General features: G+C 60.3%; 27 protein-coding genes. 15 read left to right on the top strand and 12 right to left on the bottom strand.

All coding sequences use genetic code 11. The features are described 5' to 3' along the window. Nucleotides 1–346: 346 nt before the first annotated feature. The 3 genes from ACSQ8R_RS30835 to ACSQ8R_RS30825 form a co-directional block, all read right to left on the bottom strand. Entirely contained in the window at nt 347–1,162 is an 816-nt protein-coding gene (locus tag ACSQ8R_RS30835; protein ID WP_436257328.1) for a DUF3313 domain-containing protein, read from the bottom strand. A gap of 174 nt (nt 1,163–1,336) precedes the next feature. Further along, nucleotides 1,337–2,668, bottom strand: a complete 1,332-nt coding sequence (locus tag ACSQ8R_RS30830; RefSeq protein ID WP_436257327.1) for a sensor histidine kinase — start codon at nt 2,666–2,668, stop codon at nt 1,337–1,339. Then, nucleotides 2,668–3,339, bottom strand: a complete 672-nt coding sequence (locus tag ACSQ8R_RS30825) for a response regulator transcription factor (RefSeq protein ID WP_436257326.1) — start codon at nt 3,337–3,339, stop codon at nt 2,668–2,670. The genes ACSQ8R_RS30830 and ACSQ8R_RS30825 overlap by 1 nt, the downstream gene beginning before the upstream one ends. Before the next feature lie 184 nt (nt 3,340–3,523). Here ACSQ8R_RS30825 and ACSQ8R_RS30820 point away from each other — a divergent pair, with 184 nt between their 5' ends. Both ACSQ8R_RS30820 and ACSQ8R_RS30815 read left to right on the top strand, forming a co-directional pair. Next, entirely contained in the window at nt 3,524–3,844 is a 321-nt protein-coding gene (locus ACSQ8R_RS30820; RefSeq protein WP_436257112.1) for a hypothetical protein, read from the top strand. 11 nt (nt 3,845–3,855) lie between these two features. Further along, entirely contained in the window at nt 3,856–4,359 is a 504-nt protein-coding gene (locus tag ACSQ8R_RS30815; protein ID WP_436257111.1) for a hypothetical protein, read from the top strand. Between the two features lie 120 nt (nt 4,360–4,479). Here ACSQ8R_RS30815 and ACSQ8R_RS30810 read toward each other — a convergent pair whose 3' ends face one another. After that, nucleotides 4,480–5,196, bottom strand: coding sequence for a response regulator (locus ACSQ8R_RS30810; RefSeq protein ID WP_436257110.1), 717 nt, complete (start codon nt 5,194–5,196; stop codon nt 4,480–4,482). Next, entirely contained in the window at nt 5,193–6,431 is a 1,239-nt protein-coding gene (locus ACSQ8R_RS30805) for a GAF domain-containing sensor histidine kinase (RefSeq protein ID WP_436257325.1), read from the bottom strand. The genes ACSQ8R_RS30810 and ACSQ8R_RS30805 overlap by 4 nt, the downstream gene beginning before the upstream one ends. 237 nt (nt 6,432–6,668) lie before the next feature. On the opposite strand from ACSQ8R_RS30805, the gene ACSQ8R_RS30800 reads away from it, so the two are divergent. The 6 genes from ACSQ8R_RS30800 (at nt 6,669) to malQ (ending at nt 14,243) form a co-directional block, all read left to right on the top strand. Next, nucleotides 6,669–7,685, top strand: a complete 1,017-nt coding sequence (locus ACSQ8R_RS30800; RefSeq protein WP_436257109.1) for an ABC transporter substrate-binding protein — start codon at nt 6,669–6,671, stop codon at nt 7,683–7,685. 94 nt (nt 7,686–7,779) lie between these two features. Then, entirely contained in the window at nt 7,780–9,243 is a 1,464-nt protein-coding gene (locus ACSQ8R_RS30795) for a sugar ABC transporter ATP-binding protein (protein WP_436257324.1), read from the top strand. Further along, the gene (locus ACSQ8R_RS30790) at nt 9,240–10,181 is read left to right on the top strand and encodes an ABC transporter permease (protein WP_436257108.1); all 942 of its coding nucleotides are present in this window, start codon (nt 9,240–9,242) and stop codon (nt 10,179–10,181) included. The genes ACSQ8R_RS30795 and ACSQ8R_RS30790 overlap by 4 nt, the downstream gene beginning before the upstream one ends. Beyond that, nucleotides 10,178–11,125 (top strand): ABC transporter permease, encoded by a 948-nt coding sequence (locus ACSQ8R_RS30785; RefSeq protein WP_436257107.1) that lies wholly within the window; start codon nt 10,178–10,180, stop codon nt 11,123–11,125. Before ACSQ8R_RS30790 ends, ACSQ8R_RS30785 begins: the two co-directional genes overlap by 4 nt. A 24-nt stretch (nt 11,126–11,149) precedes the next feature. Then, nucleotides 11,150–12,067, top strand: coding sequence for an SMP-30/gluconolactonase/LRE family protein (locus ACSQ8R_RS30780; protein WP_436257106.1), 918 nt, complete (start codon nt 11,150–11,152; stop codon nt 12,065–12,067). Between the two features lie 280 nt (nt 12,068–12,347). After that, the gene (gene malQ / locus ACSQ8R_RS30775) at nt 12,348–14,243 is read left to right on the top strand and encodes a 4-alpha-glucanotransferase (RefSeq protein WP_436257105.1); all 1,896 of its coding nucleotides are present in this window, start codon (nt 12,348–12,350) and stop codon (nt 14,241–14,243) included. Between the two features lie 247 nt (nt 14,244–14,490). On the opposite strand, the gene ACSQ8R_RS30770 is transcribed toward malQ, so the two are convergent. Further along, nucleotides 14,491–14,694, bottom strand: a complete 204-nt coding sequence (locus tag ACSQ8R_RS30770; protein ID WP_037079265.1) for a cold-shock protein — start codon at nt 14,692–14,694, stop codon at nt 14,491–14,493. A 534-nt stretch (nt 14,695–15,228) separates the two neighbouring features. On the opposite strand from ACSQ8R_RS30770, the gene ACSQ8R_RS30765 reads away from it, so the two are divergent. From ACSQ8R_RS30765 to ACSQ8R_RS30755, 3 genes are all read left to right on the top strand, one after another. Continuing rightward, complete coding sequence (locus tag ACSQ8R_RS30765; protein WP_436257104.1) at nt 15,229–15,756, top strand: substrate-binding domain-containing protein; 528 nt, start codon at nt 15,229–15,231, stop codon at nt 15,754–15,756. A gap of 356 nt (nt 15,757–16,112) precedes the next feature. Next, a complete protein-coding gene (locus ACSQ8R_RS30760) occupies nt 16,113–16,490 on the top strand; it encodes a helix-turn-helix domain-containing protein (protein WP_436257103.1) in 378 nt (125 codons plus the stop codon). Next, entirely contained in the window at nt 16,490–17,722 is a 1,233-nt protein-coding gene (locus tag ACSQ8R_RS30755) for a type II toxin-antitoxin system HipA family toxin (protein WP_436257102.1), read from the top strand. Before ACSQ8R_RS30760 ends, ACSQ8R_RS30755 begins: the two co-directional genes overlap by 1 nt. Nucleotides 17,723–17,795: 73 nt before the next feature. On the opposite strand, the gene ACSQ8R_RS30750 is transcribed toward ACSQ8R_RS30755, so the two are convergent. Continuing rightward, nucleotides 17,796–18,308: a CorA family divalent cation transporter gene (locus ACSQ8R_RS30750; RefSeq protein ID WP_436257101.1), complete on the bottom strand. Its 513-nt coding sequence runs from the start codon at nt 18,306–18,308 to the stop codon at nt 17,796–17,798. A gap of 235 nt (nt 18,309–18,543) precedes the next feature. Between ACSQ8R_RS30750 and ACSQ8R_RS30745 the strand changes: the two genes are divergently transcribed. Continuing rightward, nucleotides 18,544–18,846 (top strand): YkgJ family cysteine cluster protein, encoded by a 303-nt coding sequence (locus ACSQ8R_RS30745; RefSeq protein ID WP_436257100.1) that lies wholly within the window; start codon nt 18,544–18,546, stop codon nt 18,844–18,846. Between the two features lie 108 nt (nt 18,847–18,954). Here ACSQ8R_RS30745 and ACSQ8R_RS30740 read toward each other — a convergent pair whose 3' ends face one another. From ACSQ8R_RS30740 to ACSQ8R_RS30725, 4 genes are all read right to left on the bottom strand, one after another. Beyond that, nucleotides 18,955–19,218 carry a hypothetical protein gene (locus ACSQ8R_RS30740; RefSeq protein WP_436257099.1) on the bottom strand — a complete coding sequence of 88 codons (264 nt, stop codon included), beginning with the start codon at nt 19,216–19,218 and terminating at the stop codon, nt 18,955–18,957. 166 nt (nt 19,219–19,384) lie between these two features. Then, nucleotides 19,385–21,019, bottom strand: a complete 1,635-nt coding sequence (gene groL, locus ACSQ8R_RS30735; RefSeq protein ID WP_436257098.1) for a chaperonin GroEL — start codon at nt 21,017–21,019, stop codon at nt 19,385–19,387. 65 nt (nt 21,020–21,084) lie between these two features. Continuing rightward, on the bottom strand, nt 21,085–21,381 hold the full coding sequence (gene groES / locus ACSQ8R_RS30730) for a co-chaperone GroES (RefSeq protein WP_436257097.1): 297 nt from the start codon (nt 21,379–21,381) through the stop codon (nt 21,085–21,087). 186 nt (nt 21,382–21,567) lie between these two features. Further along, entirely contained in the window at nt 21,568–22,176 is a 609-nt protein-coding gene (locus ACSQ8R_RS30725; protein WP_436257096.1) for a J domain-containing protein, read from the bottom strand. A gap of 404 nt (nt 22,177–22,580) precedes the next feature. Between ACSQ8R_RS30725 and ACSQ8R_RS30720 the strand changes: the two genes are divergently transcribed. The 3 genes from ACSQ8R_RS30720 (at nt 22,581) to ACSQ8R_RS30710 (ending at nt 23,547) form a co-directional block, all read left to right on the top strand. Further along, nucleotides 22,581–22,790 carry a cold-shock protein gene (locus tag ACSQ8R_RS30720; RefSeq protein ID WP_037079037.1) on the top strand — a complete coding sequence of 70 codons (210 nt, stop codon included), beginning with the start codon at nt 22,581–22,583 and terminating at the stop codon, nt 22,788–22,790. 126 nt (nt 22,791–22,916) lie between these two features. Beyond that, nucleotides 22,917–23,141, top strand: a complete 225-nt coding sequence (locus tag ACSQ8R_RS30715) for a hypothetical protein (RefSeq protein ID WP_436257095.1) — start codon at nt 22,917–22,919, stop codon at nt 23,139–23,141. A 184-nt stretch (nt 23,142–23,325) separates the two neighbouring features. Beyond that, nucleotides 23,326–23,547 (top strand): hypothetical protein, encoded by a 222-nt coding sequence (locus tag ACSQ8R_RS30710; protein WP_436257094.1) that lies wholly within the window; start codon nt 23,326–23,328, stop codon nt 23,545–23,547. A gap of 168 nt (nt 23,548–23,715) precedes the next feature. On the opposite strand, the gene ACSQ8R_RS30705 is transcribed toward ACSQ8R_RS30710, so the two are convergent. Next, nucleotides 23,716–25,050: a dicarboxylate/amino acid:cation symporter gene (locus ACSQ8R_RS30705; protein WP_436257093.1), complete on the bottom strand. Its 1,335-nt coding sequence runs from the start codon at nt 25,048–25,050 to the stop codon at nt 23,716–23,718. Nucleotides 25,051–25,303 lie beyond the last annotated feature (253 nt).

Here is a 25,303-nt window from a genome sequence, read left to right as displayed (position 1 = left end):
TTGATCGTGCTGGCTCACCAAATTAACTCCTGATTATAAAAGCTAAAGAAACCAGGGTATGGTTTCTGGAAGAAGTTGCGGTTGAAGAATTGCCGCAGCATTACAAGTCGAGACGAAAACCAGCCGGCATTGTCGGTGCGGTAGGGCGAAGCGATGGGGCCAATCCCGCTGCCAAAGCCGGCGAGCAGCGGACGAACGGAGCAAGGCTTTGGGGGTGCCGGCCAGTGTTCCGTCCGTCCATGCCGCCTTACGGAGCCGGCGGGTCGCTGGAGGGTCCGACCGCCGTTCCTCCGTAAAAAGTGCAACGGCTTCGCTGACGCGCTTGCCGGTCCACTCGGATGATATGTCAGTGTGTAGTGGCCGGTTTTGGCTTCTTGTCGGTCCATTCCGGCGGCGCGCCGTACTTGGCTGCCACGGCTCCCACCAATCCAGGCGACCGCCCGAAGGCGTCGCAGGCCGGGTATTTCGGCTTTCCGCCGAGCCAGGACCGCATCCACTGCCCTGAAGGAAGGGAGATGTTCAGCCCTTTCGGCTCCTTGCCGGAAATGAGCATTCGCGAAAAGTCGGACGCGAACTTCGAGGCGAGGCCGTATGCGTCCCCGACTTCGGAAACGCGGGGCTTGTCCTGGATCGAATTTGCACCGCGGGCCCACACCATCGCCGCGCTCTGAATGCCGCCGCCATCGACAGCCTCCGCTTCGACGGCCAATCCTCCAAGGCCGATGGGCAAGCGGGGCACGCTGACCGGCAGGACAAAGCCGGTGCCGACAGTTACGGCGGTTGCGACGCCGGCCACGGCTCTGTTCGTGGGTACGATATCAGTGACGACGGATCGGATCGTCAGATCCGCTGGTTGGTCGGCGGAGACCATCTGGTATTTGTCGCTGAGCGCGACGCAGAGCGACCGGTCCAATGCGTTCGATACCAGCGAGCGGTCGGCTTCCGTTTTGATGCGGGATGCGGCGCTGAGAGAGAAGGTTGTCGGCACGATGCTGACCGTCCGTACCGCGGCAAGATGGCGCCCATCGACGTAGAGGCGTTTTTTGGCCAGCGTCCCCTTTGGTGCGCCAAGTTTACTGTAGGAAGTCAGGGTGCCTGCTTCCTTCAGCGGCACCGAGGTGCATCCCGTTACAGCCAGGGTCAAAGGCACAGCGAAACACAGAGATCGGAAAGCTGATTTGGATGGAGATCCCGCGAAACGGGAAAATGGTTCAATTGATAGATTGCCGCGCACGCCTTCGGGCCTCCGTCACGGATGTCGTGAGGGTGACAGTGCGGGGCAAGGATTGCCGCAGCATTACAGAGGGCGGCGAAGGGGCGAGCACGGTGCCATCTGTCAGAGTTCGATTGCAACCTGCGTTCCGGTTGCCTCGCTTTTGAGGCTGACTTGCCCCCGGTGGTTTGCGACGATCTGTTTCACCAGGCTCAAACCAAGGCCCGCGCCTCTGCTTTTGGGGGTGACGCGATAGAAGGGTTCGAAAACCAGTTCCTGATGTTCGGCGGGTATGCCTGACCCTTCGTCGGCAACGGTGATCCGCCCGCTGGCCGAGACCGAGATGGTGATCATTCCCCTGTTGCCGCCGTGGTCAATCGCATTGCGGACCAGATTGCCGACCGCTCTTGGAAGAGCAGAAGGGCTGCCGCGGCGTTCGAGGCTTTCCACCTCGCACTGGAAGGAAATCTGGTAGCCCGCAACGATCGCCTGTGGCGCGAGGTCGGCAACCACCGTTCGTGCGATCTCGACGAGATCGACCGCTTCATGGAGATCGCTCGCCTGGTCGTTGCGCTCAAAGTCGAGGAGCTGTTCGGCGGTCAAGGCCAAACGCGCAACGTCATTCAACAAGCGCCTGCGTTCCGGCCCCTCGGGCATGCCGTCGATCCGCGTCTGCATGATGGCGATCGGTGTTCTGAGCTCATGCGCCGCGTCGATCAAGAAGCGCTGGCGTTTCTTCAATTCGGTCTCAAGCCGCTCAAGCGTACCGTTGAACGCAATCACCAGCGGAGCAACCTCTTTGGGAATACCTTCCACCGGCAGGCGTGTTCCATGCTGGCGCGGTTCGATCTGCGATGCTCTGTCCGCAACATCGCTCACCCTTGCCAACGCGCGGCCGACGATTCGCGGGACGGCGAGGAAGATCGCAGGCAGAGCGACCGCCAGCAAGGAGACGTAGATCGGGTAGGCCCTCGTCAGAAGGGCGAAGACCCTCGAGCCTTTGTCGGCCACGCCGCCAAACAGAATCCGAATCTCGCCGACGGCCGCTTCGGCACTGTCAATCGTCGCGACCTCCTTTGTCGCAGTGGATCCCCGTATGTCCGCGTCGTCGAACAGATGGACCAGATCGGCGAGCTGAGCATAAGCTGGAGGGATGGTGCCATAGGACACCGACGCACCATCTATCGTGGCCACCACATACCAAAGGGAACTGTTCTGCTCCTTGAGCGCCCTTAGCTTCGGCGTTTCTCGTAGCTCCAAACGCCCTTGGCTGTCGCGTGTCGCTGCCGCGGCTATCGCAGATCCGATCTTCTCCTCCATGGCAATGTTCGGCGACATGATCGTAGCAGCCCATATGCAAAGCCCAAGGATAACTGCAGCAACAACAGCGATGATGACCAGGCTGAGTTGCCAACTCAGCTTCCACCGAAGGGAGGGGCTAAACCTGTCGCGCATCATTCCTCCTTCAGGAGATATCCGACGCCGCGGATATTGTGGATCGCGATGCCGGCGCCAGCATCCAGCAGTCGTTTGCGCAATCTTGAAATATGCGCATCGAGCGCGTTCGACTGGATTTCTTCCTCATAATTGTAGACCGCGGCCTCGAGGGTCGATCGAAGAACGGTTTTGTCTTTCCGCTTTGCCAGCGCCGCCAGAACGAGAAGTTCGCGCCTCGGCAGATCGAGCGGGATCGATTCGACGGTCACGCTCAAGTGTAGCGGATTGATCACCATCCGGCCCACCGAGATTTGAAGTTCCGTCAGACTTGGCGGTCGTCGCAGAACGGCCCGCAATCGAGCCATCAGCTCGTCGACAAGAAACGGCTTGCCCAGATAATCGTCGGCGCCGACATCCAACCCCTCGACCCGCTCCAACGGCTCGTTTCGCGCCGTCAGCACAATGATCGGTGTGTCGGTGCCCGTCCGCCTCAGCATCGGAATGAAGGTCAGCCCTTCGCCATCAGGAAGACGCCGATCCAGAAGAATCGCGTCGTAGCTGTTCTGGCGCGTCAATTCGAAAGCGTCGGCAAGATGCGTGGTTTGATCGGTGACGATGCCGTGTTTGCTCAGCGCCGCCGACAGCGCATCCGCCAGTTCCCTCTCGTCCTCTATCAGTAAAAGTCTCATCGTCGCTTGGCTCTCCTGTCCGGCCCTTCTCCGCCGCGAAGATTGCGGCAGCATTACGGGGGACAAAGAACCATCAGGTAATGCTGCTGCAATTGTCAAAGCCTAGCAACCGGAACCATCCAGTCGCGAAAACGCGGGGCGCCGCCCGCAGGTGGCCGTGCTCAAAAATCGAAGGAATATCGCTATGGCTTTGAAATGGAAAATGAGATTGACCAAGGCAGGAATGCTTCTGGGAGGCGTCTACCTCGCTGTCGTATTTATCGATCCCGCACGGGGAACGATCGACGCGAATGAACGGGTGAGAGAGGTCGTGGAGGCGGTCGCGGCGAACCAGGTCGACAAGCCGCTGGAACTGACCCTTTCGGAGATTGCTGACATCCGGCCCACTTCAATGGTGGAATGGCTGCGCGTCAGCGGGGACCTCGAGCCGATCAAACGTGCCGTCCTGCACGCCAAAGATGGAGGTAAATCATCGAGGTTCGCGCCGTCGCCGGGCAGGCGGTGAAGGCGGGGGACGTGCTGGTATGTTTCGAGACGGGCGATCTCCACTCAATCCTCCAGCAGCGTGAAGGGGATCGCGATGTAGCAGCGGCGGAGATGCTGCTTGCCATGCAGTCGCTCAACAGGATCGAACAACTCGCGGATAGGAACATCGCGAGCCAGGAGCAGCTCGACAAGGCGCGAAGCGAGGTTGCCGCCGCGGCGGCCAGGCTGAAGAGCCTTTCAGCCCAGGCGGACATCGCGCGCACCGCTTTGCGGGATGCCGAAGTCCTGGCGCCGTTCGACGGAGTGATCTCAAATCGGGCAATCAATCAGGGCTCCGCACTGGATTGCAGGGGGAGTGCGGACGCATTCCGTTCGCGAAAACAAACTTCAGTCGCAGAATTCGGCAAAGCAATGACCCGCAAAACCGTTCTCCGCCTATTCGGCAGGTTTCTTCTATCCGCCATCATGATGGCGGCCCTTTTGGGAGGGCCGCTTGTCCTCCTGATTTTTCTCTCGAGGCGGTTCACCATGTAGCTCGGGAAAATCGGCGGAAGATCAACAGAGTAAGATTTTCCACGTGATTTACCGCCAAGTGAAGTGAATCACAATAACGCGCCAAAGAACCCAGTCCGATTCGCTATTCAGGCCCGATGCTTAATTCCCGCGCGCGCTGCGCAATTCACGCTCGCCTCTTTCGAGCGCGCTGGCATTCAGTACCTTGCGGAGCAGCGCGACGGCCACCGCGCGCATGCGAAGATTGTACCAGCCCTCGGGCCCGTTGCCCGGCTCCTCGTAGACGTCCAGCTTTTCATAGAGCTGCTGAAGGCGGTTCTGGACGCTTCGTAACGAGAGCTTTTTCCGCTGGGCTATCGCCTTGTCGGTCAGGCCGAGCGCCACGTCCACCAGGATTTCGTATTCCGCATCGCTCAGGCCATGCGCAGTACCAAGGCTCTTTTGCTGGATGCCGCGCACCTCGCGGTCGATAACGCACTGAGATTCAATGAAGACGCCGCGCAATGCGAGCTTCAACCGTTCGTCGGAGGTGGATTTCAGCACATATCCGTATGTCGCACCTTCCGGAACGATACGCGCAACCCCGCGCACATAGGCCTCATCGGAATAGTTCGACCAGAACAGGATCTTGGTGTCGGGCCGTTCGCGCCAGATGGTGCGGGCCGCCTCGATGCCGTTCCGCTCGCTCATCTGCAGGTCCATGACCACATGTTCGGCCCGCGATTGGCGCGCCTGCACCTCGCCGGTATGGCCGTTTTCCGCCTCGATGACCGTATCGCATTCCGGCAATGCGGCCCGCACCGCCTCGTGCAGATAGGATCGATGCAGGGGATCGTCCTCAACGATCAAGACTTTCATGCCAGTCTCTCCGCAACATGCCGGCGTTCAGTCGACAGTAGCACTTTGGCGGTCGTCCCGCGCCCACCCGGATTGCCGCCGATCTCGAATTTTGCCGAGATCAGCCGCGCTCGCGTCTTCATATTGCCTATCCCGTGCCCCGCCTTGTCGCGGGCGCTGCGCAGGCCGTTCCCGTCGTCGCTGATCTCGATCGACAGCGTGTCGCCTTGGGTCCGCAGATGCACCAGGATCGTCTTCGGCTGCCCATGACGGATCGCATTGTTGACCGCTTCCTGGACAATGCGGAACAGCGCGGTCGCCACGGTCCTGTCGAGATCGAGCAATACTCCACCAGTCTCGTCGATCATCCGCCAGGCGACGGGCAGGCCGCTTTCGCGTACCGAGCGTTCCAAGTGGTTCTCGATCGCCTCTGCGACGCCGAAAAGCTGCAGTACGGTCGGCTTGGCCTCCTCGATGATCTGGCGGAGGTCGTGCATGCATTGCTGCAGCGTACGACAGAGCGGCTCGAGCGCATCCCCGTGCAGGTCCGGAAGTCCCGAGAGCCGCTCCATGCGCCGCGCGAGCCGTGTCAGGTCTGCAAGCGTCTGGTCGTGCAAATCCATGCCGATCCGTTGACGCTCGGCCTCCAGCGCCTCGGTCAGCTTTAGCGCGCCGAGCCGCAGTCCCTCTTCGCGGGCACGGGCCTCCGTCTCGACGATCGCCGAACGTTTGGCCTGTTCGGCAGCCCTCAGCGCAAAGAAATAGGGTGCCAGCAGATCGGCGATCGAGCGGGCGTTCTCGACATCCTCCATCGAGTACTTGTCGCGCTCGTGGCTGGAGCAGCTCAGGGCCCCGATGATATCCCCCTGCACCTTGAGCGGCACATGCAGCCGGCTTCTTAGGGACAGTTCGATTATCGGGCTCGAAAAGGCGCCGTCGAAATGAAAGCGCGGATCGGTACAAGCATCCGCCGAAAGCAGGAAGTCCACCTCACGGGACAGGAGCGTTCGGATGGGACTGCCGGTCAGCAGCGCAGGCGGCTGCTGGCTCCAGGCGGTCGCAAGCCCGCTCTCGTAGGCGATGTGGTATTTCCCATCCAGCATCTTGATACATACGTCGAGATGATCGTGCGGAATGATATGGCTGATCTCGGCCGCCACCGCCTGGATGATCGAGTTGAAATCGAGTTGACCTGCCAACAGCCGGGAGATTCCGAGATAGCGGTCGAATAACGCGTTTGGCGCCGGATTGAGCATGACGGACATCCTCCAGTCCTCCGATTATTAGACGCCTAGCTGTTGCTCCTGTCTTGCGGGAACCCGCAAATTTTGCGCGGACACCCGCAAGGAGGTTGCCTGGATGCGCCTATACAACATCTGATTTCTCCTCCATTCTCGCTTTACTGAGCAAACGGGGCTCAGCGCAATCACTATCTTCGGACAACCGTTGAGGAGCGGCCCGAGGAACCCGTCGAGAACTCTAGGGAGGAAATCATGATCATCAGGAAGATGCTTTTCGCATCTGTCGCCATCGCATGCGTTGCCGGGCCGGTCTCCGCCCTGGCCGATACTTCAGGCAAAAAGATCGCCCTTTCCAACAATTATGCCGGCAATTCCTGGCGTCAGGCCATGCTGACGAGCTGGGACAAGATCACCAAGGAGGCCGTCTCCAAGAAGATCGTCGCCGCCGCCGATCCGTTCACGACGGCCGAGAACCAGGCGACCGAGCAGGCCGCCCAGATCCAGAACATGATCCTGCAGGGCTATGATGCGATCGTCATCAATGCAGCGTCGCCGACTGCGCTCAATGGCGCCGTCAAGGAAGCCTGCAACGCCGGCATCACGGTCGTATCCTTCGATGGGATCGTGACCGAGCCGTGTGCCTGGCGCATCGCCGTGGATTTCAAGGCAATGGGCGAAAGCCAGGTCGAATATCTCGCCAAGAAGCTGCCGAAGGGCGGGAACCTGCTGGAGATTCGCGGTCTCGCAGGGGTTTCGGTCGATGACGAAATACATGCGGGCATCCAGGCCGGTGTCCAGAAAAACCCGCAGTTCAAGATCGTCGGTGCCGTCAACGGCGACTGGGCGCAGGACGTCGCGCAGCGCGCCGTCGCCGGCATCCTTCCGAGCCTTCCGGAAATCGCCGCCGTCGTAACCCAGGGCGGCGATGGGTACGGTGCTGCCCAGGCGTTTGCGGCCGCCAATCGTCCCACTCCGACGATCATCATGGGCAACCGCGAGGACGAACTGGTCTGGTGGAAGCAGCAGAAGGACAAGAACGGCTACGAGACGATGTCCGTTTCCATCGCTCCCGGCGTCTCGACGCTCGCCTTCTGGGTGGCCCAGCAGATCCTCGACGGCAAGCAGGTGAAGAAGGATCTTGTGGTGCCGTTCCTGCGCATCGACCAAGGCAATCTCGAAACCAATCTCGCCGGCACCCAGAAGGGTGGCGTCGCCAATGTCGAGTATTCGCTGGAAGACGCCCAGAAAGTCATCGGCGCAGCCAAGTAGGCTTATCCTCCCCAAGGCGGGATACGGCGCCGAACTGCGCCGTATCCTGATCCGCGCCCGGCCCGCCTCCCGAACGACCGACAACGTGTTCCGCATGAATGAAGTGACAACGAAACGAGAGGTAGTTGCCGCCCGCGGCATCAAGGTGACCTTTGGTGCCGTCAAGGCACTGGACGGTGCCGACCTTGTCATCCATGCCGGCGAATGTGTCGGTTTGGTCGGACATAACGGCGCCGGCAAATCCACGATCGTCAACGTCATCAACGGCGGCCTGAGCCCGCACGCCGGCGAAGTCAGCTATGGCGGTGCCGGCGCCCAGCACGGCATCTCGTCCGCGCGAGCCAATGGCGTTCGGTGCGTCTTCCAGGAACTGTCGCTCTGCCCCAACCTGACGGTCAACGAGAACGCCCGGATCATGCACGCGGAACTCGCCGGCCGGAATTGGCGTGCCAGAGCGATTGTCCTCATCGAGTTGCAATTGCAGGAAATTTTCCCCGGCCACGGCATCGATTGCGACAGCACGATCGACGACCTTTCGATCGCCGAACGGCAGATGGTCGAGATCGCCATCAGCTTCGCCGGCATGAACCAAAGGCCGAAACTCGTCATTCTCGACGAGCCAACCTCTTCCCTCGACGCCGGGCTGGCGGCGCAGCTCATGGCCTATATCCGGAAGTTCGTCGGCGAGGGGGGCTCCGTACTGCTGATCTCGCACATTCTAGGTGAAATCCTCTCGACCTCGGACCGCATCGTGGTGATGAAGGACGGGCGGGTCGTCGCCGACCGCTCCGCTTCGGAGTTCAGCAACCGCAGCCTCGTCGAAGCAATGGGCAACGTCGCGCGCGAAAAGGAATGGCAGCGCACGGGGGACAAGCGTAACGGCGCACCGGTGCTTGCCATGCCACCGCGACGGGGGCACGGCCTTGCCCTCGAAGCCCATCGCGGCGAGATCATCGGCCTTGCCGGCCTCGGAGGTCATGGCCAGACGGAGACGCTTCTCGAGCTCTATCTTTCACACAACAGCAACTGGTGGCCCGCCCGCCGGGGGGAGATCGCCTTCGTTGCCGGCGACCGCGGCCTGAACGGCATATTCCCGCTCTGGAGCATCCTGAAAAACCTCAGCATCGCCTCACTCGGCGATCTTTCCTCCCGGACCATCGTCGACCATGGTCGCGAAGGCGCGCTCGGCACCGGCTGGAAGAAGCGCATCGAGATCCGCACGCCGGATATGGAAAACCGCATCCTGTCGCTTTCTGGCGGCAACCAGCAGAAAGTGCTGTTCGCGCGCGCATTGGCGACGAGCGCCAGGATCGTGCTGATGGACGACCCGATGCGCGGCGTCGATGTCGGCACCAAGCAGGAAGTATACGACATCCTTCGCTCCGAAGCGGCAGGCGGCCGCACCTTTATCTGGTATTCGACGGAGATGGACGAGATACGCCTCTGCGACCGGGTTTATGTCTTCCGGGAAGGAGCGATCGTTGCCGAACTCGTGGGCGACGAGATCACCGAGAAGAATGTGCTCGAAACCTCCTTCAGCGGAGGCGAAGCGGCATGAGGATATCCTCCGGTACCATACGCCTTGTGATCCCTGCCGCGTCGCTGGCATTGCTGCTCGCCGCCGTCTTCTACATGCAGCCGCGCGCCATGAGCTATACCGGCCTGAACCTGCTCTTCAATCTCGCCGTGCCGATCGCACTCGCGACAGTGGCGCAGATGCTCATCATGGCGGTGAACGACCTCGACCTGTCGATGGGCGCCTTCGTCAGCTTCTGCGCCTGCGTGACGGCGACGTTCCTGCAGGCCTCCCCCGCGATCGGTGTACTGATTTTCCTTGGTGCCATCGCCGCCTACGCCGTGATCGGTGTCGTCATTCACGTTCGAGAACTGCCCTCGATCGTCGTGACCCTCGGTATGAGCTTCGTCTGGGGCGGGCTTGCGGTCCTCATGCTGCCATCTCCGGGTGGCGAAGCCCCGGGCTGGGCGCGCTGGCTGATGACCTCCCGGCCCCCCTTCGTGCCGATGGCGATCGTCGCCAGCATCGTCATCGCGCTGGTCACCCATTTCGTCATCATGCGCTCCTCCGTCGGCGTGCTGATCCGCGGCGTCGGCGGAAATGTCCGCTCGGTCGAACGCGCCGGTTGGTCGGTCATCCGCATCCGTGCGGGAACCTATGCGCTGGCCGGTTTCTTCGCGGTGCTGTCCGGCATCGCTCTCGTCGGCCTCACGACTTCGGCGGATGCCAATATCGCTCTGCGCTATACATTGCTGTCGATCGCCGGCGTCATCCTCGGCGGCGGCGAGTTCGTCGGCGGCAAGGTCTCGCCGATCGGCGCGGTCATCGGCGCCCTGACCCTGACGCTTGCCGGCTCCTTCCTGTCCTTCATGCGCATTTCGCCCGACTGGCAGATCGGCGCTCAGGGGGTGATCCTCATCGTCGTGCTGGCGCTGCGCCTTCTTCTCAACAGGCTGGAAAAACGGGAGAAGAGCCGATGAGCGGTATACGCCTTCTCTTCTCCAAGCCGTGGATCTGGTCTTTCGCGGCGACGATTGCCGTCTGGATCGTCACCGTCCTGTTCACCGGCGGAGCAAGCTCGCTCGGGCTGTCGCAGGCGGCTCTCACTTTCGCAGCCTTCTCCGTCATCGTCGGCCTCGGCCAGATGTTCGTCATCACGCTCGGCCCGGGCAATATCGATCTCTCGGTACCTGCGACGATGACGCTTTCCGGGACGGTGGCGCTGAAGTTGATGGACGTAGAGGACAGCATGATCGTCGTCGGCCTGCTCGTCTCGATCCTGCTGGGCTTGGCAATCGGCATCGGCAACTACGTGCTTATCAAGCTGCTCCGCATTCCGCCGATCATCGCGACGCTGTCGATGAGCTTCGTCATCCAGTCGACGGCAATCTGGACGAACCGCGGCCTGCGCATCAAGCCTCCGGAGATACTGGCGAGCTTCACCACATCCAATCTGCTCGGCGTCCCCAATATCGCCATCGTCGCGCTCATCCTCTCCGTCATCGCCTGGATTGTGCTCGAAAAGACAATCTACGGGCGGTGGATCTCGGCGATCGGCCAGAGCACGTTTGCCGCCCGAGTGACCGGGGTTCCGGTCGATGGCACGCGGCTCGTCACCTACATCCTTTGCGCCGTCCTCGCCTCGATCTGCGGCTACCTGCTCGCAAGCTTCTCCGGCGGCGCAGCACTCAACATGGGTTCGGAATACCTGCTCATGTCGATCGCCGTCGTCGTGATCGGCGGTACTGCGGTCGCGGGCGGCAACTCCAATATTCCGGGCATATGGGGTGCCTCTCTCTTCATGTTCCTTGTCGTGTCGATGCTCAACACCTATGGCTTCGGCGCCGGGTTCCGCCTCATCCTCACCGGCCTCATCATCATCGCCGTCATTCTGCTCGCCGGCGGCCGTCAGGCAAGCCGATGAACAACTCCGATCGGACACAACCCCATGCCGCAGAAAACCTCCATCTACGAGATTCACGACGAAACCTTCCGGCAGATGATCGTCGCCAGCGCAGCGCTCGAGGAGCTTTATTCCGACTGCCGCTGGGCCGAGGGACCAGTCTGGTTCGCAGACCTGAATTGCCTGATCTGGAGCGATATCCCAAACCAGCGCATGCTGCGCTGGGCACCGGAGGGCGGTGTTTCGGTGTTCCGCTCGCCCTCGAATTTCGTCAACGGCAACACACGCGACCGGCAGGGCCGGCTGGTTTCCTGCGAGCACGGCGGCAGACGCGTGACGCGGACCGAGATCGACGGGTCGTTGACCATTCTGGCGGATCGCTACCAGGGCAAGCGCCTCAATTCGCCTAACGACGTCGTGGTGGGCTCGGACGGCAGCGTCTGGTTCACCGATCCGACCTACGGTATCAAGTCCGACTACGAAGGTTATCGGGCCGAGCCGGAGCAGGATACACGTAACGTCTACCGCCTCGATCCGGTGAGCGGCGACCTTGAGGCGGCCGTCACTGATTTCGGACAACCGAATGGCCTTGCCTTTTCACCGGATGAAACAAAACTCTATGTCGCCGACTCCGCCTCCAGCCACGACATCAAGGCGCCGCGGCACATCCGGGTGTTCGATGTCCTCGACGGCAGGCGTCTCGCCAATGACCGGATTTTCTGCAGCCTGGACAATGGCTTGCCGGATGGTTTCCGTGTCGATGTCAACGGAAATGTCTGGACCAGCGCCGGTGACGGCGTGCATTGCTTCTCTCCAGACGGACGGCTGCTCGGCAAGATACTTGTGCCGCAGACGGTTGCCAACCTCACCTTCGGCGGACCGCGCAGGAATAGGCTGTTCATCACCGCTACCAGATCGCTCTATTCCATATTCGTGGCGACCAACGGCGCGGCATTGGGCTAGGTTCGTTGCTCAGGAACGCAAGTATGCGACTGTCGCCAGCGTGGGTGGTTCCGACATCGTTCATGATCTGGTTTCCCTGTTCCGGCACGTGTTCCATTCACCGGAGGAATGACTGTCGGAACGGCGGCCTCATTTGTACAGGCCCCTGTTATTCACTCACCGCCGGAACACTCGGGCGCCGCGATAGTTCCGTGGCGCGAGCTTCGTTATTGCACGAGGGCTGAGAGAAAGGGACTGCGATGTATCAGGTCGAGGACGCATTTCCTTGGAAGTCGGTTCGATGAGAACAGCCGAATCGAAAGCCCTGAATGAACAGGACGAGTTTGCGAACCAGTACGGGGTGGAAACGAAACGGCCGTCGCCAAGCGGTGAGGAGGTGCCCGTCTCGGAAAGCGGCCGGCAGAAAATACTGTCGGCATTGAAGGCTCTTCCGCCTGCCGGGGCCCGGCCACCGGCTTCCGATCTTCCAAAATGCTTCTTCCCGGATTTCGCGAGCACCGACCGCGCGTGGGGACTTTCGTTCCAGCTCTACGAGCTAAGATCAGGCCGGAACTGGGGTATCGGTGACTTTGCCGATCTCCGGTCGGTCATCGATCTGGCAAAGGCCCGGGGAGCCGACTTTATCGGGCTCAATCCTCTCCACGCCCCGTTCCTTGCTGCGCCCGACCGATGCAGTCCTTACGAGCCGTCGAACCGCCGGTTTCTCAACCCACTCTATATCGCCGTCGATGGTGTCGAGGGCTTTATGCCGTCGCCGGACGTGCAGGACGAGATCGAGCAATTACGCCTTGCGCCGTTGGTGGACTACGGACGGGTGGCCCGCATAAAGCTCGACGTCCTTCGCAATATCTGGCGGCGCTCGCCGGATCTGCGGGAGGGAAAGGGCGGCGCCGATCGCGAATTTTCGGAGTTCCGTTACGGCGGCGGCGACGACCTTCGCCTTCATGCGCTGTTCGAGGCGATTTCCAAAACCCAGGTCGCTTCGGGCGGAGAGGCTGGCTGGCACCGCTGGCCGGAACAATACCGTGATCCGAAGAGCGAGGCCGTGTCGCGCTTCGAAGAAGAATACGCCGACGAGGTCGAGTTTCATATCTGGCTTCAATGGCTGGCGCATCGGCAGCTCTCGGAGGCTGCCGATCACGCGCGGGAAGTGGGCCTGCGTATAGGGCTATATCTCGATGTCGCGGTTGGCGAAGCTCTCGACGGCTCCGGGACCTGGGGCAACCGCGAGATCTATGTCCAGGGAGCGAGCATAGGCAGCCCACCGGACCCGATGGCTGCCGGCGGGCAGGACTGGCGGCTTGCGGCGTTTCACCCGTCGGCGATTGCTGAAGGCAAGCCCTCACCGTTCGAAAAGCTGATGTCCGCGGTCATGCGGTATGCCGGTGCGATCCGCATCGATCACGCTGCCGCCCTGCGCCGGCTATTCCTGGTGCCCGCGGAGAATGGGCCGGACCAGGGCGCTTACGTCAACTATCCCCAGCAGTCGTTGATCGCCATACTGGCGGTATTGTCAAAGAGATACGGCTGCGTGGTGATCGGAGAGGACCTCGGGAACCTGCCGGAGGGGCTGCAAGCCGAACTGGCCGCGGCGAATATCCTGTCCTATCGGATCATATCGTACGAGCAGACAAAGAGTGGGTTCAAGCTTCCCGAGACGTATCCGTCCCTCGCGCTTGCCTGCGTGTCGACCCATGATCACCAGACCTTTTCGGGATGGTGGAAGGCGGCAGACGTCGAGATGCGCATCAGCCATGGGCTCGTTTCCAGCGACGCCGGCCGCCAGCAGATGAAGGACCGCAAGAGGGAACGAAGACAGGTTCTGCGGGCGTTCGAAGCGGCCGGACTCCCGATCGCCGCAACGAGAGAAGCCACGGTACGCGAGAATGACATTTCGGCACTGGCCGTGATGGCGCACCGTTTCATCGCGAAGACGCCTTCGTTGCTCGTGGCGGTGCGATTGGCTGACGTGACGGACGAGAAACAGCCTACGAATGTACCGGGGACCAGTGACACCTACCCGAACTGGAAACCCAAATTATCGGTGACCGTCGAGGAACTGGCGGATCTGGCTCATACCCATCCCATCATCGTTGCGGTCGGCGAGGAACGTCGTTTCACACGCGCCGGTCAATCCACTCAGGTCGAAGGGCGTAAGCAATCGAACCGGAAATGAGAGGAAGGCAATCACGCCCGGAAGGATCGGGGACACCATCGCTCTGCGGTCGAGGCGATCTGCATGACTGGGGAGCACTAAAAGCGATTGTAAGTGAGGATCGAAAATCCAACAGCCGCGGCTTTTCAGGTGCAGCATCTGTCTTCAATGAGGCTGGAGAGGCCGGCGGTTGTCAAATGATGCGCCGGCATCTCACTGGCTTCGCCTTTTCGGCTCGACCTTTTGTAGTCTAAACGTGCAGTGCCGATTAAAGGGCGCTGACGTTTTCGGCCTTTGATTTTCCGGTTTTGCGGTCCTGGCCTAGCTCATAGCTTACCTTTTGTCCCTCTCTCAAAGATCCGCCTCGTTCCAGTGCGGAGACATGCACAAACACGTCCGCTCCACCATTCTCGGGCGTGATGAAGCCAAACCCTTTGTCTTCGTTGAAAAATTTGACAGTACCGGTAGGCATGAAGGCTCCTGATGTTTGCACGGCCGTTGCCGCAAGCGGAAGCCTATAGCTCATTCCTCCCGCTTTCAAGGCATGCGCGACTTCCTTGTTAACGAGACGCACCTTGTTGGGTGCTTGGCGGCAAGGTTGAGGTTGTCGGATTGGTGGTCAGGCACGGGGAGATTCGATCGTACGCTCGCAGCCGGGTTCGTTCCTGGAAGATCTCAATCGGTCGGCTCGCATAGCCGGTGCACCTACCGCTCAAGGCGTCCTCCTCGCAGGAACCTGAGGAATTTCACAAGTGATCCGTCATCAGGATGTTAACAAAGGCAGACCAAAATTCCCGGGACACCTTTTTGGATGGTGCATGGAGCGGCGCAGCTCGCCGCCGAATAACGATTCCCGGCCATCGGGCCATTCGGTCGGGCGCTGATAACGGCCATGAGGGAAATAACCGATGGAATGTTTCTTTCGACAGATGCATGGACTGGGTGCGGCTGGCGCCGCTTTTGCGGACTCATCGGTCTCGCTTTCATGTTTTGGCCGACAGTGGTCATGGCCGGTCCGACCCGCGGGGCTGGATCAACCTTTGCTGCGCCAATTGTCACCAGATCGGTTGAGAAGTACCAAACGGCCCCCATGGACGACGGCGATTTCAGTTCGCGGGACTGGACCATCGACTATGAATTGGTGGGCTCCCTGGCTGGCCTGATGTGCCTCGATCAGCCAGAACTCGACTTTGCCGCATCAGATGCGCCTGTTTCGCACAAGGAACTTGCAAGGCATGGCCGGCAGCAGTTTCCGATCGTGCTCGGCAGCATGGCTGTCGCCGTCAACCTCGATGGGATCGAGAAAGACGGGATCAAGCTTACCGGACCTGTTCTTGCCGACATCTACCTAGGAAAGATCAAGTCTTGGGTCGATCCGGCGATCAGGGCCGTAAATCCGGATATCGCGTTTTCCCGACCTGGCGATCGGCGTCGTCACGCGCAGGGACGGTTCGGGGACCACCTTTATTCTTCACGAGGTATCTGTCGTCCGTCAGCCCGGAATGGAAGGCGACCCATGGTGCGGATACTCTGATCAAGTGGCCCATCGGAACCTCCGTGGAGGGCACCCAGAATCTCATACGCGCCGTGCAAGCGACCAAGGGCGCCATTTCCTTCATGAACGGTGTTTTGTGGGGTTTGCCTGTTCCGGCACCGTGCCGGGTCCATGGGGCGAAGCAACTGGCGTGAATGATTGTCGCGGCCCTTACCGGCCGCGGCTCAACCGAGCCCTCAGCAGTGCCAAGAAGGCCGCTAGAACAAGGCCGGTCCTCAATCGCCGGCCGCGGCAAGCCTGTCCATGTCTTGATGTCGCGCCGAGCTTGCGGAATCCACCAATTTGCCATATATGATGCGATAATCGACCCTGCACACCGTATCTGGATTATTGCCATGGGATCGCCGAAATCAAAGTCAGCGCTCCAAAGGCTCGGGCACGACGTGCGCGGCGCTCGTTTGCGGCGCGGCATCGCCGTTGCCGATCTGGCGGTGCGTGCGGGCACGTCGCCGAGTACCGTCGCGCGCTTGGAAAAGGGAGACTCCGGTGTTGGAATCGGCACGCTCGCGGACATCCTGGTTGTGCTTGGTCTTGTGGACCGACTGGCCGACCTGATCGACATCCGCAAGGACGATCTGGGTTTGGCGTTGACCGCCCAACGCCAGCCGCGCCGCGGGCGGTCCTATGCGACGACACTACGCAGACAAAAAGCCAAGGGTGAAATGGCACAGGATGATCCAGATGTCGTCGATCCGGACGGCGCAGCATTCTGATGCCCGACTTCAACGCCCATGTCGTTCTCGGCGAGAGCCTGATACCGGTTGGTCAGTTGCGTTTCACGCAGACAGGCCCCCGACAGTTCTCGACTTTCGGCTATGATCCATCCTGGCTCGAGAGCCCCCGCGCCTTTGCCGTGCAGCCAACCTTTCCCCTTGAAGCTGGGCCATTTCACACATCTGGCCAGCCTGGAAACATCCGCGACGCATTGCCGGGCGTCTTCGCCGACGCCGCTCCGGATAGCTGGGGTCGCAGGCTTCTCGAACGCACATATGGTAACGGCCTTTCCGAGTTTGAGTATTTGACGCTGTCCGATGATGCGTGCCGGCAAGGCGCGCTGCGGTTTGTGGACGATAGGGGAGAAATCATCCGGGGGCGAGCGGCCGACACAGTACCGCGTCTGATCGATCTGGAGGCCATTACCGCTATCGCCCGGGCCTACGAGCAGGGCAAGGAGATATCTGCCAAGGACATGCAGGTCCTCGCCGGTGCAGGCGGTTCGGGCGGTGCGCGTCCCAAGGCCAATGTCCGCGATGGCGAGACGCTCTGGCTCGCCAAGTTCACTTCGGTTCATGACCAGCAGCCGATCGAGTGCGTCGAGGTTGCCACGCTCCGGCTCGCCCGGGCCTGCGGTATCCGCACTCCCGAAGTCAGGCTGGAATTCGCCAATACGCCGTTCCCGGTCGCTCTGATCCGGCGGTTCGACCGGCGCGGGACTGCACGTATCCCCTACATCTCGGCCCGTACTGCCCTTGGCAAGTCCGGCACAGAGCTCGGTTCCTATACGGAGATCGTCGATTTCATGAGGGCAAATGCCGCTGATCCGCAGGCCGATTTCCGCGAACTCTTTCTGCGCCTGATCTTCACCATCCTCGTAGCGAATAAGGATGACCATCTGAAGAATCACGGCTTCCTCTATGTGGGGGCAGGCCGCTGGCGATTGTCTCCGGTTTTCGATGTGAACCCTGCGCCTGACCGAAATCCGCATCTCGAAACGGCGATATTGGAAGGTGGCGTGCACGATCGGTCGATCCGTCTGGCGCTGGAGGCATGCGAGTTTTTCGAGATCGCGGAAGCAGAAGCTCGCCGGATGATCCGTGATGCGGCGCAGTGTATTTCTGATGGATGGCGTGACACGCTTCGACTGGCCGGCGTCACCGGGTCTTTTGCCCGCCAATATGACGCCGCCTTCATGAACGACCAGACTGAGTTAGCGCTGGATATGTAATGTGTAAATATGAACGATATAGGCAAACAAATAGCCATATATGACGAATATATCGCGCGGCACGTCTACGGTGTCATATCCAGCGGGCGCCTTTGAAGCGAACGAAAAGTGCGATGCACATGACAGCGATGACTGCCAAAACTACAAAATAGCCATACGGAATCCTCGATCGTGCGCACAATGGGAAGATAACCGTCGATACTGAAATCGAGGATGGCGTGCAGGATGTAGTCAGTACCATGGCACAGCGTGTGCGGCGATGTTCCAGCCTGCCGGGCAGCTCTTGATGTCCCCGCTCCGAGCCGTTGCGGACCGTTATGATATTGCGCTTGCCGGCGATAATTGCTGTTTCCCCATACGTAATATGGTCGGCTTCCAGCTGCGCCGTCTTCGCGATGACGAACAACCGATCGTCATAGACGCTGAGCTTCGGCATCTGCAGCGGACTGAGCGCGTCGGCGATGGAGAGTTCCTGAAGGTCAAAACGACCTTGCAGCATCAAAAGGTCTTCGCGGGTGGGCTTTTGCAGCCCGATCCAGACGAATTCGTTGTCCATTGCCGGGATCGCCGCCTCGTCGAATGGCACGGCTTCAACTTGCCGGCCGTCACGATGGAGAAAGATGCGGCGACGCTCATGCGGGTCTCCCGAATGACCATGACCCGCCCTTCGAGGCATGCCTTGCCAAGTGATACCCGCGAACTCACGACCCTATTGTGACTATGCGACACCGATTGCCTGCGTTTGCCGGATCATGGTCAAGCATCACTCCGTGTGGCGTGCCTTTGTGGAGTTTCGGTAGGCGTCGTGATAAGAGACGGCTATGACCTTATCGAACGATTTTGATTGCCAGGCATGCGGTGCGTGTTGTTCGTTTTCCGCCGATTGGCCACGGTTCTCCATGGAAAGCGAAGCTGACCTCGATCGGTTGCCGGCACGTTTCGTCGCTGCGGACGAAGGAGGAATGCGTTGTGAAGGATCCCGTTGTTCTGCCTTGTCAGGGCAGGTCGGTGTCGGCACATCCTGCTTGGTCTACGATATCAGACCTGACGTGTGTCGCGAATGCCTTCCGGGAGACGCTGCTTGCTTGATCGCGCGTGACGCTTTCGCGTTGGATTCCGCTTAGGGTTGGCCGACATTTCTGTCGCGTCCCTAGCGAATCGAATGCAGATTATCACCGCCGCCGGCGATCTCCGAGGCGTAAGTATACGGATCGCTCATGGATCGCCAAAGGCTACATCTGCGACATGTCGTCCAGCAGGTTCTGAGCCAGTTCGCTGATGGCGGTTTCCGCTTCTTCCAGCGTCCAGCCGACGCTTTCGGCGCGTTTTGCAAGGCCGGTGAACACTGGCGGCAGATCACCGCCAGCCGTCGCCACGATATCGTCCGGCGTCAGTCCCCTTGCGAGCTGAAGAAAGACCTGCTCCAAGGCTTCCTGACAACCGATATCCCTGTCCGGATAGGGCACGGAACTGCGCGGCCTGTTCAATACAACCATTGACCCTCATCTTGCTCTGCAGTCTGGGCGGCTGGCAAATAACTGCGGCCCACACCGGGTCCGCCGCCACCAGGGCTGCCGATCGATATTTTTCCGAATGAAAGGCCCCGATCGATTGGAGCCCTTCACAGGAGAAGACGTGATCGAGTTTCAGATGGGAACCCGTTTACATCATGCCGCCCATGCCGCCCATGTCAGGCATGCCGCCGGCGGCGGCATCCTTCTTCGGCAAATCGGCAATCATGGCTTCCGTCGTCACCAGCAGGCCGGCGACCGAAGCCGCGTTCTGCAGAGCCGTGCGAACCACCTTGACCGGATCGACGATGCCCATGGTGATCATGTCGCCGAATTCGCCGGTTTGAGCGTTGTAGCCGTAGTTGTCGGTATCGCTTTCCAGGATCTTGCCGACCACGATCGAGGCTTCGCCACCGGCATTTTCAGCAATCTGGCGAACCAGGGACTGCAAGGCCTTGCGGATGATGCTGATCCCGGCATTCTGATCGTCATTCTCGCCCTTGATGTCGAGAAGGATCGAGGCTCGGAGCAGGGCCGTACCGCCGCCAGGCACGATGCCTTCTTCGACGGCAGCGCGCGTCGCATTGAGGGCGTCGTCGATGCGGTCCTTCTTTTCCTTGACTTCGATTTCCGTCGAGCCGCCGACGCGGATCACGGCAACGCCGCCAGCGAGCTTGGCCAGACGTTCCTGCAGCTTTTCGCGGTCGTAGTCGGAAGTGGTTTCCTCGATCTGAGCCTTGATCTGGCCAACGCGGCCTTCGATGTCGGCCTTGGTGCCCGCACCATCGACAACGGTGGTGTTCTCCTTGGTGATCGAGACCTTCTTGGCGCGGCCGAGCATATCGAGCGTGACGTTCTCGAGCTTGATGCCGAGGTCTTCGGAGATGACAGTGCCGCCCGTCAGGATCGCCAGATCCTCGAGCATGGCCTTGCGGCGGTCGCCGAAACCCGGAGCCTTGACGGCAGCGATCTTGAGGCCGCCACGCAGCTTGTTGACGACGAGCGTAGCAAGCGCTTCGCCCTCGACATCCTCAGAAATGATCAGCAGCGGCTTGCCACTCTGGACGACAGCTTCCAGGATGGGAAGCATGGCCTGCAGATTGGAGAGCTTCTTTTCGTGCAGGAGCACGTAGGCATCTTCCAGCTCAGCCACCATTTTTTCGGCATTGGTGACGAAGTAGGGCGACAGGTAGCCGCGGTCGAACTGCATGCCTTCGACGACTTCGAGTTCGGTTTCGGCGGTCTTGGCTTCTTCAACCGTGATGACGCCTTCGTTGCCGACCTTTTGCATCGCGTCGGCGATATACTGGCCTATCTCCTTCTCGCCATTGGCCGAGATGGTGCCGACCTGGGCGATCTCTTCCGAGGTGTTGATCTTCTTGGCCTTGGCAAGCAGGTCTTTCACGACGGCGGTAACGGCAAGGTCGATGCCGCGCTTCAGGTCCATCGGGTTCATGCCGGCTGCAACGGCCTTGCCGCCCTCGCGAACGATCGCCTGGGCGAGAACGGTAGCAGTGGTGGTGCCGTCGCCGGCGACGTCGTTGGTCTTCGAAGCGACTTCGCGGACCATCTGGGCGCCCATGTTCTCGAACTTGTCGTCCAGTTCGATCTCCTTGGCGACGGTGACACCGTCCTTGGTGATCCGCGGGGCGCCGTAGGACTTGTCGATCACGACGTTGCGGCCCTTCGGACCGAGCGTCACCTTCACTGCGTCGGCAAGGATATCGACGCCGCGCAGCAGCTTCTCGCGTGCATCACGGCCGAATTTGATCTGTTTGGCAGACATGGAAAAACTCCCGGGCCGTTGGCCCCATGGTCTTCGTCAAAAGGAAATAAGGAAGCAGCCGAAGATCAGGCGATGACGCCCATGACGTCTGCTTCCTTCATGATCAACAGGTCTTCGCCGTTGAACTTGATCTCGGTGCCGGACCACTTGCCGAACAGGATGCGGTCGCCAGCCTTGACATCGAGGGGAACGATCTTGCCGCTCTCGTCGCGGCTGCCGGTGCCGACAGCGACGATCTCGCCCTCCTGCGGCTTTTCCTTGGCGGTGTCGGGAATGATGATTCCGCCCTTGGTCTTGGCTTCGGCCTCGATACGGCGCACGACGACACGGTCGTGCAACGGCCGAAAATTGGTATTGGTCATTTGGGTTCCTTGGCGGGAGCGCAGCCCAATGGCGGGTTCCCGATCGGGCATCCCTAGCACTCTTGGGGTGAAAGTGCTAGCACGATTCGTGTTTTGGTGGTGATGCTGCCGTCCGCAGCGACGCCGTCTCGTTGCCGCGGGAGGGTCCGCCGGCATCGGGAACGTCGGCGGATCTCTCGCTGCATCCTAGCAGAAGCCGTTGAGCTTGAGGATCTTATGGGCTTCGATCGAGGCCCGGAGCTGATCCTCCGAGTTGCGCTCGCCATGGTTCGCATCCGGATGATGCATCTTGAGCCTCTGCTTGTAGCGGCTTCTGATCTCCTCCGGCGTTGCATCCGGCGAAAGGCCGAGCGTCTCGAAGGCCTTGGCTTCCAACACCTTGAGCTTACGTTGCTGGAGATCCGCTTTTGCCGCCTGGCGTTGTGCAGCGCTTTTACGTGCGTTCGTCGCCTTTGCAGAGCCGGAGCGGGCCATGGAGGGGAGCGGCATCTCCGAGGCCTTGCTGATACCGGTGCCCCAGGTCGGGCGGCTTCCGCTCGCCGCTTCCCTCTGATAGCGCGCGATTAAAGGGTCGGAGAGGTTTGGCGCAAAGTTATAACCTTTGGTGTACTCCCTTACATGCTCCGGACAGAACAGCAGATAAAGCCCCTCGGCATCCCGCCCTACAGGAGCGCGATGAGTGCCGCCCTTTTCGCATCCGTCCCACTGGCATTTCGGATGGTTCGGTTCGGCGCTCGGAGCCGGTTTTTTGCGGGTCGACCGGAGGCCGACAAATATCTTTGAATCAGACGTCATCGCGCCTTATATGGCGGTCCTGCATCGGCAGGCAAGGAGTATGGACAGGCTAACCACAACGCCAGTCCGCTGCCCCGACAGTTCCGCGACCGGCCGAGCGGGTTAAGCTCACCCTTTGGAAACGTTTTCGGCAGGATGCGCCAGCCGCCACCCCATGTTGAGGTAGGCGCGCGGGACCGCAAAGCCCCGTTGAGGGCTGTTTGAACAGGGCGCCAAAACTAAAAGTTGACTTATCCGCGAGTAGCCTCTATTAGGGGTTTATCGATCTTTTGCTTGCTGAACTTTGGTTGCCGCGCGATTAGCACCGCGCCTGACGAACTTCCCTTTCAAAATCAATCGCTATCATCATCCTCAGGCCCTTGGCTCTGGGGTCACTCAATCTTGCTTTGAAAGGGTTCATCATCATGACCACAGGCACAGTTAAATGGTTCAATTCCACCAAGGGCTTCGGCTTCATCCAGCCTGACAACGGCGGCGCTGATGCGTTCGTGCACATTTCTGCCGTCGAGCGCGCCGGAATGCGGGAAATCGTCGAGGGCCAGAAGATCGGCTACGAACTCGAACGCGACGTAAAGTCCGGCAAGATGTCGGCTTGCAACCTGCAGGCTGCCTGACCAAAAAGCGGCTTCCGCTTTGACCACGGATGTACTGGCACCGCTGGAAGCTGATTTTTTTAAGGCCGGGCATCATGTCCGGCCTTTTTGATTTTTCATCCTGCATATTCGCAAACAGGAACACCCATGACGTACAGCAAGATTCGGCAGCAGGCCGAGGCCGCCTTCGACCAGGTTCAATCGCAGTTCTTCGCCCGCGACCATGCGGTCGAGGAGCTTGATTATGTTGCGCAGGAACGGGAGGCGAAGACCCTGCGTCTTCGCGAAGCCCGCCTCGCCAGGGAAGAGTGCGATCGGAATGCAGCTCTCGCCGTAGCGCTCGCCAAGCGCCCGAAACAGAAACAAGTGTGAACAACGCCGTGATCGCGAATAGCCCCGCCGGTCATCCCGACTGGGATCTGGCATACTTGCGCAGCGCAAATTACGCTATGATCCTCGCCCGTTTCTTTCGGCCGACTGGATACTATGCATCATAGATGCTGGCCATCGTTGCCGAGGCGATATAGAAGCCGAATCCACCAACAGGCAGATCGCGATGGATGACTCGATCAAGATAGACAATCGCGGAGACTTCGGGCTCTGGGCCATCGAGGTGGCCAAGCAGATCGTCAGCGAACAGGGCTTCGACCTGGCCAAAGCTTCGCGCAGCGGCACGGAGGACGAGGTACGCATCGCCGGCAATGCGCTGGGGCAGGCGATCACCGATGCACTCATCGAGGTGTATGATGGTCTGCTCGACGGAGTGCCCGAAGAATAGGACAGCGCTAATTCGGGACGGGAAGATCGCGTTCATGGCGGCGGGTCATATCCATGGCTCCCGTCGACCAAGGACGTCCGACAATCTTGGGTTTGACGGGAAACGCCGGGAAATTGAAGAAAGGCCGCCGCGGGCGGCGCCCTTTCCGGTTGCGGTACAGGCAGGCGGCTATTCGGCAGGCTGGCCCGACGGTATAAACACGGTGTTTTCGGCGTCGATTCCACCTGCCATGGCGGCTGCGAGCTGTGTCTGGTCCAGTTCGTTTTCCCAGCGGGCGACAACGATGGTCGCGACCGCATTGCCGACCAGGTTGGTAAGCGCCCGGCATTCAGACATAAAGCGATCGATGCCGAGGATCAGCGCCATGCCGGCGACCGGCACGGATGGAACCACCGAAAGCGTTGCTGCCAGGGTAATGAAGCCGGCTCCGGTAATGCCTGCAGCGCCCTTCGAACTCAGCATCGCGACGAGCAGCAGCAGGATCTGGTCGCCGAGCGTGATCGGCGTGTCGGTCGCCTGGGCGATGAAGAGGGCGGCAAGCGTCATGTAGATGTTCGTGCCGTCCAGATTGAAGGAATAGCCGGTCGGAATAACAAGGCCGACCACCGAGCGCTTGCAGCCGGCGCGTTCCATTTTTGCCATCAGGCCAGGCAGTGCCGCTTCCGACGAAGAGGTGCCAAGCACAAGAAGCAGCTCTTCCTTGATGTAGCGAATGAGCGAGATGATCGAAAACCCATTGTAACGGGCGACGGCACCGAGAATGACCAGCACGAACAGGAGCGAGGTGAGATAGAAAGTGCCGATCAGCATGGCAAGGTTGGCAATCGAACCGATGCCGTATTTGCCGATGGTAAAGGCCATGGCGCCGAAAGCGCCGATCGGGGCGGCCTTCATCAGGATGGTCACGAGACGGAAGATCGGCGCGGTCAATGCCTGCAGGAAATCGAGAACCGGACGTCCGCGGTCACCGACCATGCCAAGTGCGATGCCGAACAGAACCGAGAAGAACAGCACCTGCAGGATATCACCCTGTGCAAAGGCGCCGACGATCGTGTCCGGGATGATGTTCATCAAAAAGCCGGTGATCGTGGCGTCATGCGCCTTGGCCGTATAGGTCGCCACCGCCTTGGCGTCGAGCGTGGCCGGATCTATGTGCATGCCGGCGCCAGGCTGGACGATATTCGAGACGAGGAGACCAACGGCGAGCGCGAGCGTCGAAAAGACCAGGAAGTAGATCATCGCCTTGCCGGCGACGCGCCCGACCTTCTGCAGGTCGGCCATGCCGGCGATACCGGTTGCCACCGTCAGGAAGATCACCGGGGCGATGATCATCTTCACCAGCTTGATGAAGGCATCGCCGAGCGGCTTCAGCGAAGCGCCGACATCAGGGTAGAAATGACCGAGCAGGATACCGGCGGCAATTGCCACGAGAACCTGAAAATAGAGATGGCGGTAGAAAGGAAGCTTGCCGTGCGTCTGCACGTCGGAAATCGTTGCGTTCATCGTATCCTCCATGGTGCCCCAACCTTTCGGCCTCCCGGGGCAGCGGCGTTACTCTTGCTGCAGGTGTGCTGCTGGCTTTTCCGGAGCAACCTGCGTGCCAAACCGGTGGCCAACGCCTAACGGGTTGATTTTTCATATTTAAATTGACATGGGGGAGGCGGGTTCTAAAGCTCGCTGTGCGGTTTCCCGCCGTTGGCCTTTGCTTTTTATGCGGATTTATGCACACATCCGCGGATGCTTGAGCAGCCCAGTC

The sequence above is a fragment of the Neorhizobium sp. LjRoot104 genome, assembly GCF_964253725.1.
Classification (GTDB): Bacteria; Pseudomonadota; Alphaproteobacteria; order Rhizobiales; family Rhizobiaceae; genus Neorhizobium.
Note: the sequence above shows the minus strand (reverse complement) of the source record. Positions and strands in the feature narration are given on the sequence as shown.